General features: G+C 68.0%; 13 protein-coding genes. 5 read left to right on the forward strand and 8 right to left on the reverse strand.

Features of this window, described 5'->3' with window-relative positions:
- Positions 1–291: 291 nt before the first annotated feature.
- The 5 genes from PMI12_RS18170 (at position 292) to atpE (ending at position 8,415) form a co-directional block, all read left to right on the forward strand.
- Positions 292–1,308, forward strand: coding sequence for an ABC transporter permease (locus PMI12_RS18170; RefSeq protein WP_007835382.1), 1,017 nt, complete (start codon positions 292–294; stop codon positions 1,306–1,308).
- Positions 1,305–2,309, forward strand: a complete 1,005-nt coding sequence (locus PMI12_RS18175) for an aldo/keto reductase (protein WP_007835383.1) — start codon at positions 1,305–1,307, stop codon at positions 2,307–2,309. Before PMI12_RS18170 ends, PMI12_RS18175 begins: the two co-directional genes overlap by 4 nt.
- Positions 2,310–2,343: 34 nt before the next feature.
- A complete protein-coding gene (locus tag PMI12_RS18180) occupies positions 2,344–3,198 on the forward strand; it encodes a class I fructose-bisphosphate aldolase (protein WP_007835385.1) in 855 nt (284 codons plus the stop codon).
- 120 nt (positions 3,199–3,318) lie between these two features.
- Positions 3,319–8,028, forward strand: a complete 4,710-nt coding sequence (locus PMI12_RS18185; RefSeq protein ID WP_007835386.1) for an Ig-like domain-containing protein — start codon at positions 3,319–3,321, stop codon at positions 8,026–8,028.
- Between the two features lie 147 nt (positions 8,029–8,175).
- Entirely contained in the window at positions 8,176–8,415 is a 240-nt protein-coding gene (gene atpE, locus PMI12_RS18190) for a F0F1 ATP synthase subunit C (RefSeq protein WP_007835387.1), read from the forward strand.
- A 14-nt stretch (positions 8,416–8,429) separates the two neighbouring features.
- Here the strand turns inward: atpE and PMI12_RS18195 are convergent, their stop codons facing one another.
- From PMI12_RS18195 to gtdA, 8 genes are all read right to left on the reverse strand, one after another.
- Positions 8,430–9,317 (reverse strand): acyl-CoA thioesterase, encoded by an 888-nt coding sequence (locus PMI12_RS18195; RefSeq protein ID WP_007835388.1) that lies wholly within the window; start codon positions 9,315–9,317, stop codon positions 8,430–8,432.
- A gap of 98 nt (positions 9,318–9,415) precedes the next feature.
- Entirely contained in the window at positions 9,416–10,105 is a 690-nt protein-coding gene (locus PMI12_RS18200; protein ID WP_237726113.1) for a hypothetical protein, read from the reverse strand.
- 23 nt (positions 10,106–10,128) lie between these two features.
- Positions 10,129–11,499, reverse strand: a complete 1,371-nt coding sequence (locus PMI12_RS18205; RefSeq protein WP_007835395.1) for an FAD-dependent oxidoreductase — start codon at positions 11,497–11,499, stop codon at positions 10,129–10,131.
- Positions 11,499–12,476, reverse strand: a complete 978-nt coding sequence (locus PMI12_RS18210) for a Bug family tripartite tricarboxylate transporter substrate binding protein (protein ID WP_007835397.1) — start codon at positions 12,474–12,476, stop codon at positions 11,499–11,501. Before PMI12_RS18210 ends, PMI12_RS18205 begins: the two co-directional genes overlap by 1 nt.
- 83 nt (positions 12,477–12,559) lie before the next feature.
- Positions 12,560–13,537 carry a Bug family tripartite tricarboxylate transporter substrate binding protein gene (locus PMI12_RS18215; RefSeq protein WP_007835399.1) on the reverse strand — a complete coding sequence of 326 codons (978 nt, stop codon included), beginning with the start codon at positions 13,535–13,537 and terminating at the stop codon, positions 12,560–12,562.
- Positions 13,538–13,596: 59 nt separating this feature from the next.
- Positions 13,597–14,844, reverse strand: coding sequence for a 3-hydroxybenzoate 6-monooxygenase (locus PMI12_RS18220; protein WP_007835401.1), 1,248 nt, complete (start codon positions 14,842–14,844; stop codon positions 13,597–13,599).
- Positions 14,845–14,868: 24 nt separating this feature from the next.
- Positions 14,869–15,573, reverse strand: a complete 705-nt coding sequence (locus tag PMI12_RS18225) for a fumarylacetoacetate hydrolase family protein (RefSeq protein WP_007835403.1) — start codon at positions 15,571–15,573, stop codon at positions 14,869–14,871.
- Positions 15,574–15,638: 65 nt separating this feature from the next.
- Positions 15,639–16,700: a gentisate 1,2-dioxygenase gene (gene gtdA, locus PMI12_RS18230; RefSeq protein ID WP_007835405.1), complete on the reverse strand. Its 1,062-nt coding sequence runs from the start codon at positions 16,698–16,700 to the stop codon at positions 15,639–15,641.
- Between the last annotated feature and the right edge of the window lie 78 nt (positions 16,701–16,778).

The raw sequence follows: 16,778 nt of genomic DNA on the forward strand, positions 1-16,778 counted from the left end.
CTCCGCGAATGTCCCCCGGCCTGCGGCCTCCTCCTTTATTTCGCTGCGCAAGGCACCCCGCCAGCGTGATCAATGGACGCCGCGGTTGATCGCAGGACACAACGACAGCGCCCACTGTGCACAGGGCACCGGGTGCTCCCCGCAGCGAAATAAAGGAGGAGCCGAAGGCGGGGGACATTCGCGGAGGGGAGCACCCGGTGGCCTGTGCACGCGCCCCGAACAAGAGCGCCAAGAACACAAACATCAAGAACACAACCGACAAGCAAGACAACGCGCAGTGGAGCATCCGACATGAACTACCCGGCCCAACTCGACGCAGGCCTTCCAGCAAGACAGCAAGGAAGCCCCCCCGCAAAACCCGCCAGCAAGCTCGGCAGCATGCGCGAGATGGGCTTGCTGCTCATCATCGCCGTGCTGTGCGCGGGCATGAGCTTCGCGTCGCCCTACTTCCTGACCTGGGACAACGTGCGCGCCATGCTGCTGTCGTTCTCCATCGAAGGCATCGTGGTCGTCGGCATGACGATCCTGCTGATCGTCGGTGGCATCGACCTGTCGGTGGGCTCGGTGGTGTGCTTCGCCATGGTGGTCACGGGCAAGCTCTTCCTCATGGGCTTCGACCCGTGGACCGCAGGGCTCATCGCCATTGCGGCGAGCGCCATGATCGGAGCGATGATCGGCGGCTGCGTCACGCGCATCGGCCTGAACCACTTCATCGCCTCGCTGGCCTTCATGGTCATCGTGCGCGGCCTGTGCCTCGCGCTCACGCAGGGCACGCCGCAGTCGCTGTTCTCGCTGCCGGCGGAGTTCAAGTTCATCGGCCAGGGCACGCTGTTCGGCATTCCGGCCGTGATCCTGATCTTCCTGGCGATCGTGGTGGTGAGCGACTTCCTGCTGCGCCGCTCCACCCTGCTGCGCCGCGTGTTCTACACCGGCAGCAACGAGAAGGCCGCGCTCTACTCCGGCATCCGCGTGGGCCGCGTGAAGTTCTGGGTCACGGTGCTGTGCGCGGCTTCGGCGGGCCTGGCGGGCGTGATCTACACCGCGCGCTTCGGCGCCGCCACGCCGACCTTCGGCATGGGCATGGAGCTCAACGTGATCGCCGCGGCGGTGATCGGCGGCGCCAGCCTCAAGGGCGGCTCGGGCACCGTGCTGGGCGCGGTGCTCGGGCTTGCGCTGCTGTCGGTGGTGACCAGCTCGCTGATCCTGCTCGACGTGTCGCCCTACTGGCAGGACGTGATCAAGGGCCTGATCCTGCTCGCGGCCGTGACCATCGACCACATCCTGAACACGAGAAAGACCAAGCGATGAACAGCAGCAACAACGCATCGATGAAGCAGACCACCCTCGGCCCGTCGGGCATCGAATGCTCGGCCATCGGCCTGGGCACCTGGGCGATGGGCGGCTGGATGTGGGGCGGCGGGGACAACGCGGCCGCCGTGCTGGCCATCCAGGCCTCGCTCGACGCGGGCGTGAACCTGATCGACACCGCGCCGGCGTACGGGCTCGGGCGCTCCGAGAGCATCGTCGGCACCGCGCTGAAGGGACGCCGCCACGAGGCCGTCGTCGCCACCAAGTGCGGACTGGTATGGCACACGCAACAGGGAACGCACTTCTTCGAAGAGGATGGCCACCCGGTGCATCGCTACCTCGGGCGCGAATCGATCGTCCATGAGTGCGAAGAGAGCCTCAAGCGCCTGCAGACCGACTACATCGACCTCTACATCACGCACTGGCAGGACAGCACCACGCCGGTCGAGGAAACGATGGACGCGCTGCTGGAGCTCAAGAAGCAGGGAAAGATCCGCGCCATCGGCGTGAGCAATGTGAGCCCCGAAACGCTCGCCGAATACCTGCGCCATGGCCCGGTCGATGCGGCGCAGGAGCGCTACAGCCTGATCGACCGCGAAATCGAGCAGGCGCTCGTGCCACTGTGCAGCGAGCACGACGTGGCGGTGCTGGGCTATTCGTCGCTGGCGCTGGGCCTGCTGGCCGGCCCGATCGACCCCGGGCGCAAGTTCACCGGCGACGACCAGCGCGCGAGCAACCCGCGCTTCAGCGCGCAGAACCGCGCAAAGCTCAAGGCCTTCTTCGACGAGCTGGAGCCGCTGCGCAAGCAGCTCGAATGCTCGTTCGGCCAATTGATGATCGCGTGGACGCTGGCACGCGGCAGCGTCTCTGTGGCGCTGTGCGGCGCGCGCGTCAGCAAGCAGGCGGTCGAGAACGCAGCGGCCGGTTCGGTGCGCCTGCGCGACGACGCACTGCAACTCATCGACGCCATTGCGGCCAAGCACCTGAACGCGCTGGCCTGATCCTCTCCACTTTCAATACAAGGACCTCTTTCGTATGTCGAAGGACAAGACCGCACGCCTGAACCGGCTGCTGAACAACGGGCGCTGCCTGGACATCGCGCTCGACCACGGCGTGTGCAACGAGCCCTCGTTCCTCAACGGGCTGGAAGACATGCCGCAGGTGATCGACAAGCTCGTGGCCGCCGGCCCCGACGCCATCCAGCTCAACTACGGCCAGGCCGATCTGCTGCAGGACCGCCCGGGCCGAGACAAGCCCGCGCTGGTGCAGCGCATCGACATGGGCAACCCCTACAACGCCACCGCCCACCGCGTGATGTGGGCCGTGCTGCAGAACGAGCACGACCCGGTACTGCCGGCAGTGCAACGCGACGCAGCCTGCGTGGTCGTCAACCTGTTCATGCTGCCGAACGAGCCCGACCTGTTGCGCCAGTGCGTGCAGAACATCGCGCGCGTGCGCGCCGACTGCGACCGCTACGGCATGCCGCTGATGATCGAGCCGCTGGTGATGCGCCCGCACAGCGAGCAGGGCGGCTACATGGTCGATGGCGACGCCGAAAAAATCGTCACGCTGGTGCGCCTTGCGCGCGAGATGGGCGCCGACATCGTCAAGGCCGACCCCACCGCCGATCCCGCCGAGTTCCACCGCGTGGTGCAGGCCGCGCGCTGCCCCGTGCTCGTGCGCGGCGGCGGGCGCGAAGACCTGCAGCAGGTGTTCGCGCGCTCGCGCGTGCTGCTGGACCAGGGCGCGGTCGGCATGGTTTACGGGCGCAATGTGTACCAGCACGCCAACCCGTCGGCGGTGGTGAATGCGTTGATGGCCATGATCCACCGCGGCGCAAGCGCCGAGGAGGCGTGGGGCATCTACGAATCGGGCGGCACGAAGAAGTAACGCAGCGCCGCCGGAAAAAAGAGAGGGAGAGGCTGTACGGCAGGCGGCGCACTCGTCGCCGGCCGGGGTGCGCCCTGCGCGCGCGCTTTCGCGAGTGAACACCACAACTTGGAGGCGACGATGAAGATCCGGTATTACCTGATGGCTTTGATGGTGCCGTTCGTCACACTGCTGACGCACGCGGCAATCACCGGGGTCAGTCCGATGACGACCCTGGGCAACATGGCGGCGGCGGTTTCCGAAGCTGTCGCCGACCCGCTCCCGCTGCAGGGTCCGGGCCTGGGCAACCTCACCTACACCTCGGCGGAACTGTTCAAGCCGGTGTCGATGATCACCAGCGCGGCGCACCCGCTCGATCCGGCACACAGCAGCGCCTACGAGTCGCGCGAGGTGCCCGCCACCTACCCGGGCCGCAAGGACTACGGCATGAACGCGGGCATCATGATCAACGGCTACTTCCTCACCTCCTTCGCGCCGGACAGCGGCCTCGGGCCGGGCGGTTTCCTGCTGTACGACGTGTCGAACCCGCGCCAGATCCAGCTCGTCAAGAAGATCTACGAGCCCGAGGCCCGCACCAAGGAGTTCCGCGAGACCCATTCCTTCGGCACCGCGAAGATCGGCGGCAAGACGTATGTCGTCCTGCCCAGCATCAACGGCATCGAGTTCTGGGACTTCTCCGACATCAACGACATCAAGCAGGTGAAGAAGCTGGCACTGCCAGGCGTCAACGGGGGCGACTACGAGGACGTCGCCTGGCAGCTCTGGTGGCAGGCGCCTTACCTGTACGTGGCGTCGGCCGGCCGAGGCATCTTCATCGTCGATGCCAGGGACCCTGCGAACGCCGTGATCGCGAACCGCGGCGCGGGCAAGCCCAATCCGGTGCCCACCGGCGAACTCGGCGGTTTCCGCATCGGCCCGATCTTCACGATGGGCAACCACATGGTGCTGACCGCGATGGAAAGCAACGGCGGCTTCGCGAGCCTGGACATCTCCGATCCGCTCAACCCCAAGGTGCTCGATTCCATCGCGGGCACCACGCCGTTCTACTACGCCACCTGTTTCGACGGCAGGAACCTGCACGCCTCCGCGCGCAACAGCGGCGCCAGGATGTACAGCTACGACCTGAGCGACCGCTCGCGCTTCGTGGCCGAGGACAACCGGCTCGTCATCGACGAAATGCTGTACTGCGCCACGCAGGACAACTACGTGATCCAGGGCGCGCAAACGCGCATCCACAAGGTCGATGTGAGCAATCCGCTCAATCACGTGGAGGTGGGCCGCGGCAGCATCCTGCGCGAGGACGACCCGAACTTCTCGCATTCGGACAACGGCCAGGTCGCGATGTTTGGCAACCTGGTCTTCGTGGGCAACGACCACGGCTCGGGCAGCGGCTTCATCGTGCATGCGGTGGACCCCGACACCACCAAGCCTGAAGTCAAGCAGGTCTCGCCGGCCAACGGCGCGAAGCAGCAGGCGCTGACCTCGCGCATCGGCCTGGGCATGACGGACAACATCCGGCCCGAGAGCGTGAATTCCAACACCTTCATCGTGCGGCCGGTGGGCGGCAACACGCTGGCGGGCACCTACAGCGTGCAGCTGGGCATCATCAACTTCTCGCCCGACCAGCCGCTGCAACCCGGCACCAGCTATGAAGTGTTCCTGCCGGCCAACGGCGTGAAGGACTATGCGGGCAACGCCATCGCGGCCGACTACAAGTCGACCTTCAACACCGGCAACGCGACCGACATCAACCTGATGCACTACTGGACGCTGGCGGGCAACCTGTCCGACCAGATCGGCAGCAACAACGGCACGCCGGTCGCGGGCGACGCGTTCGAGAGCATCGGCCTGAACTTCGCGAACCGCACCGCCGGCGTGCCGCTGAAGAACGATTCAGTGGCCACCGTGCTCGGCGGCACCGCGTCGCTGAGCTTCTACATGAAGACCACGCAGGCGGGCGGTGCGAACTCGTGGACCGCGCCCGGCATCTTCGGGCGCGACCAGGCGAGCGGCACGGACGACGTGTTCTGGGGCTGGCTCGACAACGGCGGGCGCATCAAGCTGTCGGCTGGCAACGACGCCGGCACCACCTCCACCGCGGCGGTGAACGACGGCACCTGGCACCACGTGGTGCTGACGCGCGAGGCGGCCTCCGGCGCCCAGGCCGTGTACGTGGACGGCGTGAAGACCACCTCCACCGGCCCCACGGGCAACAAGGGCCTCACGAACAAGTTCAGCGTGCTGGGGCAGATCCAGGGCAATGCCGCGCTCTTCAAGGGCACGCTGGCAGAGGTGCGCGTCTACAGCCGCGTGCTGAGCGACACCGAGGTCAACACGCTGCGCAGCCAGGCCATCATCGGCGACCCCGGCATCGGCGGCGGTCCGAAGCTGGTCAACGGCCAGCTGGTGTTCAACCCGGGCACGCTCGGCAGCAGCGGCGCGCAGTTCCGCTGGAACTTCGGCGACGGCACGCAGACGGCGTACTCGAACCAGCCGAACTACACCTACACCTACAACCGCCCGGGCCACTTCACGGTGACGCTGACGGTGAAGGACGTGAACGGCCGCGAGACCTTCTACACCTACAACCTCACCGTGATCGCCCCGGTCACGGCGCGGGCGCCGACGCACACCACCAACATCGCGGGCGATGCGAATTCGGTGTACTCGGTAAACCCCGACAGCGGCACGGTCGCCGCCATCGATGCGCAGACCCTGGCCAAGCGCTGGGAAACGCGCGTGGGCGACGAGCCGAAGACGCTGGCCGTCGGCCCCGACGGACGCATTTGGGTCACGGTGCAGGGCGAGGACAAGCTGGTCGCGCTGAGCGCGGCCGACGGCAGCCTCTCGACCACCGTGCCACTGGCCTACGGCAGCGGCCCCTACGGCGTGGCCTTCACGCCGGACGGTGCGAAAGGTCTGCTCACGCTGGAGAGCAAGTCGGTGCTGATGAGCTTCGACCCGAGCAACGGCAGCACTACCGGCGCGGTCGCGCTCGAAGGCAACCTGCGCGGCATCGCGGTCAACGCCGACTCGCAGGTGGCTTATGTCACGCGCTTCAAGTCGAAGATGACCGGCGGCCAATTGCACAAGGTCAACCTGCAGGGCATGAGCGCCATGACCACCATCGCGCTGCCGGTGGACACCGCCACGGTGGACACCGAGAGCCACGCGCGCGGCGTGGCCAACTACCTGAGCCAGGTGGTGATCTCGCCGGACGGAACGCGGGCGGTGCTGCCCTCGAAGAAGGACAACATCGTGCGCGGCAAGTTCAGGGACGGCCTTGCGCTGGAGCACGACAAGACGGTGCGTTCCATCCTCTCGCAGGTCAACCTGCAGACGGCAGCGGAAGTGTTCGCCGAGCAGATCGACTTCGACGACCGCGCACCGGCGCGCGCGGCGCTGTTCTCGCCGTCGGGCGACTACCTCTTCGTGGCGCAGATGGAAGGCAACCGCGTGGCCATCGTCGATCCGTACAGCCGCGCGGTGCGCGGCGAGATCAACACCAGCAGCGCGCCGCATGGCCTGTACCTGGACGCGACGCGCAAGCGCCTGTTCGTCAACAACTTCCTGGCGCGCTCGGTGTCCGTGCACGACGTGGCTTCGGTGCTGTCGTCCGAGACGGCGGCCGCGATCTTCCTGCAGAACGTGGCGACGGTGGCACAGGAACCGATGGCGGCCGCGGCGCTGCGCGGCAAGCAGGTGTTCTACAACGCCTCCGACCGTCGCATGAGCAAGGACAACTACATCTCCTGCGCGAGCTGCCACGCAGACGCCGGTGACGACGGCATGGTGTGGGACTTCACCCAGCGCGGCGAAGGCCTGCGCCGCACCATCAGCCTGCAGGGGCGGCGCGGGCTGGGCCACGGCAAGCTGCACTGGACGGCCAACTTCGACGAGGTGCAGGACTTCGAGAACGACATCCGCAACGAGTTCGGCGGCACCGGCTTCCTGACGAATGCGGACTTCGCGGCCACCTCCGACCCGCTCGGTGCGCCCAAGGCCGGCAAGAATGCGCAGCTCGACGACCTTGCGGCCTACCTGAGCTCGCTGAACAAGTACATGCGCAGCCCGGCGCGCAATGCCGATGGCAGCCTGAGCGTCGATGCGGCGCGGGGCCAGGCACTGTTCACCTCGGCGCAGTGCGTGACCTGCCACGCGGGCGGCACCTTCCGCGACGGCATCCGGCACGACGTGGGCACGATCCAGGCCTCGTCGGGCAAGGGCATGAACCAGCCGCTCGCGGGCATCGGCTTCGACACGCCGACGCTGTCGGGCACCTGGAACACCGCCGCCTTCTTCCACAACGGCCAGGCGGCCACGCTGCAGGACGTGCTCGGCAGCGGCCATGGCAATGCCAACAGCCTGCCGGCCGCCGACGTGGTGGCGATCCGCGAGTACGTGCGCTCGCAGGACACGGCCCCGGCCGTCATCTCGCGCATCCGCTCGGACCTCAACCCCACCCTGTGCGTGAACATCAAGGGTGCGGCGACCACCAGCGGCGCGACGGCCGTGCAATGGCCGTGCGGTACGGCGGGCAACGAGAAGTTCACGGTGACGAGCCTCCCCGGCGGCTACGTGCAGTTCGTGGCCGAGCACAGCGGGCTGTGCCTGGCGCAGAACGGCACGGCGACGACGAATGCGCCGGTGGTGCAGCTGGCGTGCACGGCGGGCAACGCGGCGCAGTGGAGCATGGTCGGCGGGAGCATCCGCAACCGCGCCTCGGGTTCGTGCCTGGACGTGCCGAACAGCTCGACGGCGCAGGACACGGCGCTGATCACATGGACCTGCAACGGCGGGAACAACCAGAACTGGACACAGCTTCCGTAGCGCCAGCAGCGTTCCACGAAAGGCCGGCCGCTTCATGCGGCCGGCTTTTTTCATGCCGCCCATGACCTCCCACGTCATGGACCGTGCGCACCCGCTCTGGGAAAGTACCTCCATCGATCCATCAATCAACCACCAGGAGAAAACACAATGACCGGCTTCAACATCCTTCCCCTCGCAGTCGCCCTGCTGATCGGCATCGCCGCGCTCGGCTCGTGCCTCGGCATCGGACTGGTCGGCCAGAAGTTCCTGGAAAGCACCGCGCGCCAGCCCGAGTTGGTCGACACGCTGCAGACCAAGTTCTTCCTGATCGCGGGCGTGACGGACGGCGCATTCATCATCGCGACGGGCATCGCCCTCTGGTTCGCGACCGCCAACCCCTTCGGCTGAGGCCCTGTTTTTTTTTACTTGCGCCGGATGCGCAGCATGCCTTCCTGCGCTGCCGAGGCCACCAGCCGGCCGTCGCGCGCATAGAGGCTGCCGCGGCACAGGCCGCGCGCGCCGCCCGCGCTGGGCGAGTCGAGCACGTACAGCAGCCAGTCGTCCATGCGGAAATCGCGGTGGAACCACATCGCGTGGTCGAGGCTGGCGGGGCGCACCTGGCCGCTCATGAAGCTCAGGCCGTGCGGCAGCATCGCGGCGCGCAGCAGGCCGTGGTCGGAGGCGTAGGCCAGCAGCGCGCGGTGCACCATCGGGTCGTCGGGCAGCGGCGCGATGGCGCGCATCCAGATGGCGCTTTGCGCCGAGGCCGGGCGCACCTGCGGGGCGATCAGGTCCTCGGGGTCGACGCGGCGGTATTCGATGCCGTGCGGCTGGACCGCCTTGGCGCGCCAGGGCTCGGGCAGGCGATCGCCGAGGGCGATGCGCTGGTCGAGCTCGCTGATCAGGCCTTCGGGGCCGGCCACCTCGGGCATGTCGAACTGGTGCTCGACGCCGTCGTCCACGGTCTGGAACGAGGCCGACATCTCGAAGATGATCCGCTCCTGCTGGCGCGCCACCACGTGGCGGGTGGTAAAGCTGCGGCCATCGCGCACGCGGTCGACGCTGTACTCGATGGGCGCGTGCTCGCCGGGCAGCAGGAAGTAGGCGTGCATCGAATGCACGGGGCGCTCGGCGCCCACGGTGAGGCTGGCGGCCATCAGCGATTGGCCCAGCACCTGGCCGCCGAACACGGCGGGCGTGCCGATGTCTTCGCTCTGCGCCAGGAAGCGGTCGCCGCCCAGTGGCTCGAGCTGCATGAGCGCGACGAGTTCGTTGACGAGGCGGGAGGCGGTGGCGTGATCGGTGGTCATCGGAGGCATTCAGGGCAAGCGGAAAAGCAACCCTCGACCATAGCAAAGGCCGCGCCCGAAAACTGTCGCGGGCCGGTCAGCCGGCGCCCCCGATGGGCCTATTTGTAGAAGCAGACACCCATGAAGCGGGCGCTGCAACCGGAATCCGTGCCGCCCTGAACCACGCGCACCGGCACGCCGCCCAGCAGCATCGAACCGTCGTCGGCATACACCAGCGGCGAAGGCGCGGCCCTGGCGAAGGTGCCGCTGAGCGTTTCCTGCTCGACGTACTTGAGGTACTGGCGCCGCGAAAAGTCGACCTTGTCGGCCGACTTCAGCGGCGCGGCCTCGTAGCGCTTGCCGTACACCGTGCCGAAGTAGCGCAGTGCCGGCCCGGTGCGGTCGCCGTACTTCACGTCGGCCTTCGCGAAGCCGGTCTGGACGAGGAAGGTGCGGTCTTCGGGCGTCAGGTCGGCGTCGAAGGCCATCAGCACGTACTGGCCCTCGAAGCTCTGGTTGCGCGCCACCTTGAGTTCGCCGATCAGCGCGGGCGTGACTTTGGTGCGGCCATCCCAGCGCAGCAGCGCCGCCACGGACGGATCACCGTCGAACACGTAATGGTAGTTCTCGCCGGCAATGGCGACCTTGCGGCCGTCCTTCGCCGCCATGAAGCTCACGACCCGGTCCTTGCCGTGGACCGGGTCGCCTTCGGGCGTGCTGGCGCAGCCGGCCTGCAGCAGGCCGAGGGCGGCGCAGGACAGCGCCAGGAAGATGCGACGTGCGGAGGTCGGCAACGAAGGGAGGTGCACTTTTCGTCCAGGGTTCGAGTTCATCAAGCCCCGGACTCTAGCCTCTGGCGGTCGAGATCGGCGCCGTCTGCGGCCAGCTTCTTCTGCAGCGCGGCCACGTCCACGCCGGCGAACGCGGTGCTGCCCAGCGACGCCGCCGCCGTGCCCGCGGCCTGCCCCATGACGAAGCAGCCGCCGCTCGCACGCGCGGCCGACTGGCCTTCGTGCGTCATCGATGCACAGCGCCCGGCCACCAGCAGGTTGTCGACCGCCTGCGGCACCAGCATGCGCCAGGGCAGGTGGTTGTAGGCGTTGGCTTCGTCGTGCGGAAAGGCCCACTCGACGCGGCCGTCGGCGTGCATTTCCATCGGCCAGGCGTTCAGGCCGATGTTGTCGTCGAACTTCGCCGAACCCAGGATGTCCTCGCGCCCGAGCGCATACAGACCCTGGATTCGCCGCGTCTCGCGGATGCCGACCTGCGGCGCGATCTCCACGATGGCCGACTGCGCGAAGCCGGGCACCTCGGCCTTCAAGAACTTGAAGTACTCGGCGATCTGGCGGCGGCCTTCGAGCTCGCCCTCGCTGAGCTCGCGCGCGTCGACGCCGTTCATCGCGCGGCCCTGGGCATTGCGGATCTGCGTGACGTTGGCGCGCCATTCGCGCGGGTCCCTGTTGGGCCGCAGGATGGCGCCTTCGCGCGGAAACCTGTACTTGCCCGGATGCTGCTGCTCGGCGCTCGCCATGTAGTCGTTGATGGCCGAGAACTCGCCCACAGCCGCCAACGCGGCCGGCGCGTCGACCTGGCCGATGCGGAACATCGTGGTCGGAAACAGCCCGCTGCCGTGGCCGTCGCCCACCTCGAAGGGCACGCCGGCAAAGGCCGCCACGTCGGCGTCGCCGCTGGCGTCGATGAAGGCGTTGGCGCGAATGGCCTGGCGGCCCGACTTGGTCTCGACCACCAGCGCGGCGATGCGGCTGCCGTCGCGAACGACGGACGCGGCCAGCGCGTGGAACAGCAGCTTCACGCCGGCAGCGCCGAGCAGCTGGTCTGCGGCCAGCTTGTAGGCCGAGGTGTCGTACGAACGCACGCAGATGCGCCCGCCCATGCCGTTCTGCGGCGCGTTCATGCCGTTGAACGCGGCGATGCGGTCGATCAGCTCGTCGACCACGCCGCGCACCAGTTGCGTCATCTCGCCCTTGCGCTTGCCGTACAGGCCCGCGAAGTTGGTGACGCCGCCGGCCGTGCCCATGCCGCCGAGAAAACCGTAGCGCTCCACCAGCAGCGTGCTCGCACCGTGGCGCGCGGCGCTCACGGCGGCCGCGATGCCGGCAGGGCCGCCGCCGACCACCACCACGTCGTATTCGCCGAACACCGGCAGCGCGCGCGCCGGCTCGTTCAATGTCTGCGCTGTCATCACTGCAACTTGATGCCGCGGGCCGAGATGATCTTGGTCATGATCGCGGCCTCTTCATTGACGCGCGTGCGCATGCCGTCCGGCGAAGTGCCCACGGCCTGCCAGCCCTGCTCGAAGAGCTTGCGGCGCACGTCGGGGTTCTTCATGACCACTTCGAGTTCGCGGCTGATGCGGGCCTGCGCGGCCTTCGACAGGTTGGCCGGACCGAGCAGCGCCACCCACACCTCGAGGTTGAAGTCCTTCACGCCGGCCTCGGCCAGCGGCGGGATCTCGGGCACCAGCGCGCTGCGCCCGCCCGTGAGGCCGATGGCCTTGAGCTTGCCGGCGCGGATCTGCGGCATGGCCACGCCCGGCGGGATCAGGCCCATCTGCACCTGGTCGCCCAGCATCGCCGTGACGACCTGCGGATTGCCCTGGTAGGGCACGTGCTCGGGCTTGAAGCCGCTCACGCGGGTCTTGAGCAGTTCCATGCCCAGGTGGCCGACCGAGCCGATGCCCACCGAGCCGTAGTTCCACTTGTCGCCGGCCTTGCGGCCCGCGTCGAAGAAGGCGGTGCCCGAGGGCAGGTTGTTCTGCGCCACCAGCACCAGCGGCGCCGTGGCAATCAGCGAGAGGTACGTGAAGTCCTTGGCCGGGTCATAGGGCAGCTTGGGGTACAGCATCTTCGACGACGTGAGATTGCCGTTGATGACGAGGCCCAGCGTGTGGTCGTCGGTGGCCTTGGCCACCTGGTCGGCCGCGATGTTGCCCGAGGCGCCAGCCTTGTTGTCGACCACGATCGGCTGGCCCAGCGCCTTGCCCAGCGGCTCGGCGATGGTGCGCGCCGCGATGTCGGGCGTGGAGCCGCCCGGGAACCCCACGAGCAGGCGGATCGGCTTGGTCGGCCAGGCGGCGTTCTGTGCGCTGGCGGCCAGCGGCAGTGCGGCGGCGGCAGCCAGGCCGCAGGCAATCAGGAGAGCTCTCTTGGTGGCTTGCATGGAAAAAAGTGTGAGAAAGTTGTCAAAAACCAGAGCAGGCCAGCTTAACTGCCGAGCGAAGCGCCGGGCAAGGCGCGTCCTCGCTATTCGAGGCTGATGTTGCCCCTGCGCACCAGCTCGCCGTACACCTTCGACTTGGCCTCGGCATTGCGCTCGATTTCCTCGGGCGACCAGGCCAGCGGCTCGAAGGCGAAGGTGTCGAAGCGCGCGCGGATCTCGGGGTCGGCGATGACCTTGGCCACGTCGGCATTGATCTTCGCCTTGACGGCCGCCGGCACGCCCTTGGGCGCGAGCAGCGACACGAACGAGTTGACCTCCAGCGAGGCCGGGCCGCCGGCCTCGGCCATGGTGGGCACGTCGGGCATCTGCGGAATGCGCCTGGGCGCCGCGATGGCCAGGTAGCGCAGCTTGCCGGCCTTGTAGATGCCCTGGCTCGACGGAATGCTCGCGAAGCTCCACGGCACCTCGCCGGCGCCCACGTTGGAAAACAGCTGCGACACCTCGCGGTAGGGCGCGTGGCGCATGTGGATGCCGGTGAGCGCCTCGAGCTGCTGCGCACCCAGGTGGCCAGGACTGCCGACGCCCCACGAGCCGTAGACGATGCCATCGGGGTTGGCCCTGGCCGCGCCGATCAGGTCGCTCATGTTCTTCCATTTCGAATCGGTGGCCACGGCCACGAAGAAGGGCGTGCGAAACAGCGAGGCCACCGGATCGAAATGCTGCAGCGTCACGAAGTTGCGCGACTTGTACAGGTGCGGCAACGCGGCGATGTGCTCGCTGTCGAGCTGCAGCAGCGTGTAGCCGTCGGGCGCCGCGCGCCGGGCCTGGTCGATGGCGATGAAGCCACCGCCGCCGGGCTTGTTGTCGATCAGCACGCGCTGGCCCCACAGGCGCGAGAGCTTGTCGGAGACGAGGCGCAGCACCGCGTCGGGGCCGCTGCCGGCCGCGAAGGGCGTGACCAGGGTCACGGGCTTGTTGGGAAAGTCGCCGGCTTGCGCCAATGCCCCTGTAGCGACGGTCAGGGCAAGCCCCGCGGTCAGCAGTGCGCGCGAAAAGTTCATGGTGTCTTGTCTCCTGGGCCTGTGGCCTCGATGGTTATGGGTGATGGAAGAAGCAGGCTTCAATGCGGCGAAAGCACGGCGAGCGCCCCGGGCCGCAGCGCCTCGGGCGCGTCGTCCAGGCAATGCTCCGGCCGCCAGGCGTAGAGCCACTCGACCGCATCGTAGAAGCGCTCGGGCGAGCGCCCTGCCCACAGGCTGTTGCGCACCAGGCGCTCCACGCCCCTGGCGTGATAGAGGCGCCCCATCTCGCGCACCGACAGCACCACGCGCGCCGTGCGGGCAATGCGCGCCGCTTCGTACAGCTTGAACGCGGCGGGCATGCCGAAACCGCAGGCCTGCACAGCGGCGCCGAGCGTCACGGCATCCTCGAGCGCCATGCAGGCGCCCTGCGCGAGGTACTGCATCATCGGATGGGCCGCATCGCCCAGCAGCGTGGCAGGGCCCTCGCTCCATCGTTCGACCGGGTCGCGGTCGGCGGTGCTCCAGCGGCGCCACGAGGTCGGGCGGTCGAGCAGCTGGCGCGGGCGCGCATGCACGCCCTCGAAGTACGAAAGCACTTCGGCCTTGCTGCCATCGGTTACGCCCCACTCCTCCTGCCCTCGGCTGTGGAAGGTGACGACGAGGTTGTATTGCCCGCCATGGCGCAGCGGGTAGTGCACCAGGTGGCAGTCGGGGCCGGCCCAGACCACGGGCGCGTTCCAGCGCAGGTCGGCGGGCATGTCGGCCGCGGGCACGACGGCGCGGTACACCACGTGCCCCGACACGCGCGGCGCGTCGCCGATGAGCTTGCTGCGCACCACCGACTTCACGCCATCGCAACCGACGATGGCATCGGCCTGGAAGCGGCGGCCATCGCGCGTGACAGCCGTGACACCGTGCGCACCGGTGTCGATGGCCTCGACCTGCGCCGAGGTGTGGAAGCGGATCAGCGGGTGCTGCCTCACGGCTTCATGGATCGCGCCGTGCAGGTCGGCGCGATGGCTCACCGCGTACGGGTTCCTGAAACGTGCGCGAAAGGCTTCGCCGACCGGCACCGAGGCCACTTCGCCGCAATCGACGGCGTCCATCATCACGAGCCGATCGGTGAAGACCGAACCGCGGCGCACCGCCTCGCCCACGCCCAGCGCATCGAGCGCGGCAAAGGCATTGGGGCCAAGCTGCAGTCCGGCGCCGATCTCGCCGATGGTCGCGCTCTGCTCCAGCAGGTCGATGGAAACGCCCAGGCGCGCCAGTGCCAGTGCGGCAGCCATGCCGCCGATGCCCCCGCCGACCAGCAGCACCGAGGGAGGATTCTTCGAGGGAGTCATGGCAGGCCTGCGCGGTGGAGGGAGTCAGTCGATGTGCACGGTGAGCGAAGGCAGGCGCTCGATGCTCACCTTGATCGTCTGGCCCGGCTTCACCGCACCCACGCCTTCGGGCGTGCCCGTGAAGATCAGGTCGCCGGGCTGCAGCGTGAAGAGCGTCGACAGGTTGGCGATGACTTCGTTCACCGACCAGATCAGGTGCGTGATGTCGCTGTTCTGGCGCACCTCGCCGTCGACTTCGAGCGTGATGGTGCCGGCGTTGAGTTCGCCCACGTCGGCCAGCGTGCGCAGCGGCGCGATGGGCGCGGAGAAGTCGAAGGCCTTGCCGATTTCCCACGGACGGCCCTGCTCGCGCATCTTCATCTGCAGGTCGCGGCGGGTCATGTCCAGGCCGACGGCGTAGCCGTGGATGTGGCTGGCGGCCTGCTCGGCCGGGATGTCCTTTCCGCCCTTGCCGATGGCGACCACCAGCTCGGCTTCGTAGTGGTAGTTGCTGGTGAGCGGCGGATAGGGAATCGAGGCGCCCTTGCCGTCCGCCACGGGCACGACGGAGGCGTCGTCGTTCGGCTTGCAGAAGAAGAACGGCGGTTCACGGTCGGGGTCGAAGCCCATCTCGCGCGCATGGGCCGCGTAGTTGCGGCCCACGCAGTAGACGCGGCGCACGGGGAACTGCTGGTCGGAGCCCACGATGGGCAGGCCGACGATGGAAGGAGGCGTGAAGACGAAGGACATGAAAACTCCTGCCGCATGGGGCGGCGCTGGGTCGAACAAACAAGAAGAAAAGCCGGGCGCCCGGTTCAGGCGTCTTCGAGGAAGGCTTCGCGCAGGATGCCCATGGCCTGCTGCACGGGACGGTCGGAGAAGCTGAACAGCACCGTGTCTTCATCGGGCGAAGACAGGCGCAGCGGCGCCCACGAAGGCACCACGAAGGTGTCGCGCGGACCGAACGCGAAGCGCTGGCCGCCAATCTCGGCCGTGCCGTGGCCTTCGACCACGCTGTACACCGCGCCGTCGGTCGCCCGATGCGTCCTGCCCGCGAAGCCCTTGGGCAGCAGCTGCAGGTTGGTCGAGATGGTCGGCATCGGCGAGCCGCCCGTCAGCGGATTGATGTAGCGCAGCTTGTGGCCCAGCCAAGCGTCCGGCGCCTCCTGCTTCTGCAGCTGGGCCAGCGCCTCGCGGCTGCGGGCATAGGGGTAGTTGAAGATCGGCGAGGTGGCCGAGGCGTGGTCGTGGCGCACCGGCACCATGTTGTGGCCGAAGCGAGCGAGGCTGTGGCCCTCGGGGCGCGCCACGTGCTGCACCTTGGCATCGTCGTTCTCGGCGAAGCCGGCGTCGAAGAAGCGCAGCATCGGGATGTCGAGGCCGTCGAGCCACACCACCGGCTCGACCGATCCGCCGATGCCTTCGTTGCCGTGGTCGTGCCAGGCCCAGGAAGGCGTGATGATGAAGTCGCCCGGATGCATGGTGGTGCGCTCGCCGCCGACCGTGGTGTAGGCGCCCTTGCCGTCGACGATGAAGCGCAGCGCCGACTGCACGTGGCGGTGCGAAGGCGCCACCTCGCCCGGCATGATGAGCTGCAGTCCGGCGTAGAGCGACTGGGTGATCGACGAATTGCCGGGCAGCGCCGGGTTCTCCAGCACCAGCACGCGGCGCACCGCCTCCTCGGCGGTGATGAGCGCGGCCGATTCCATCAGCAGCGGGCGGATCTCGTCGTAGCGCCACAACGCGGGCACGCAGGGCGTCTGCGGTTCGCGCGGCACCAGCGCGTGCAGCGATTCCCACAGCGGCGTGAGGTGCAGGGGGCTGATGCGGGCGTAGTAGTCGCGGCGTTCGGCCGCATTGGAAGGCGCGGGTTTCATTGGGCTTGGGTGTCTCCGTGGCGGCATTGTTGGTCCGCACCACTATTTCCTCAAGACCGCCTGCCAATACACGGAATT

Origin of the sequence: Variovorax sp. CF313 (assembly GCF_000282635.1) — a bacterium.
Lineage (GTDB): Bacteria > Pseudomonadota > Gammaproteobacteria > Burkholderiales > Burkholderiaceae_C > Variovorax.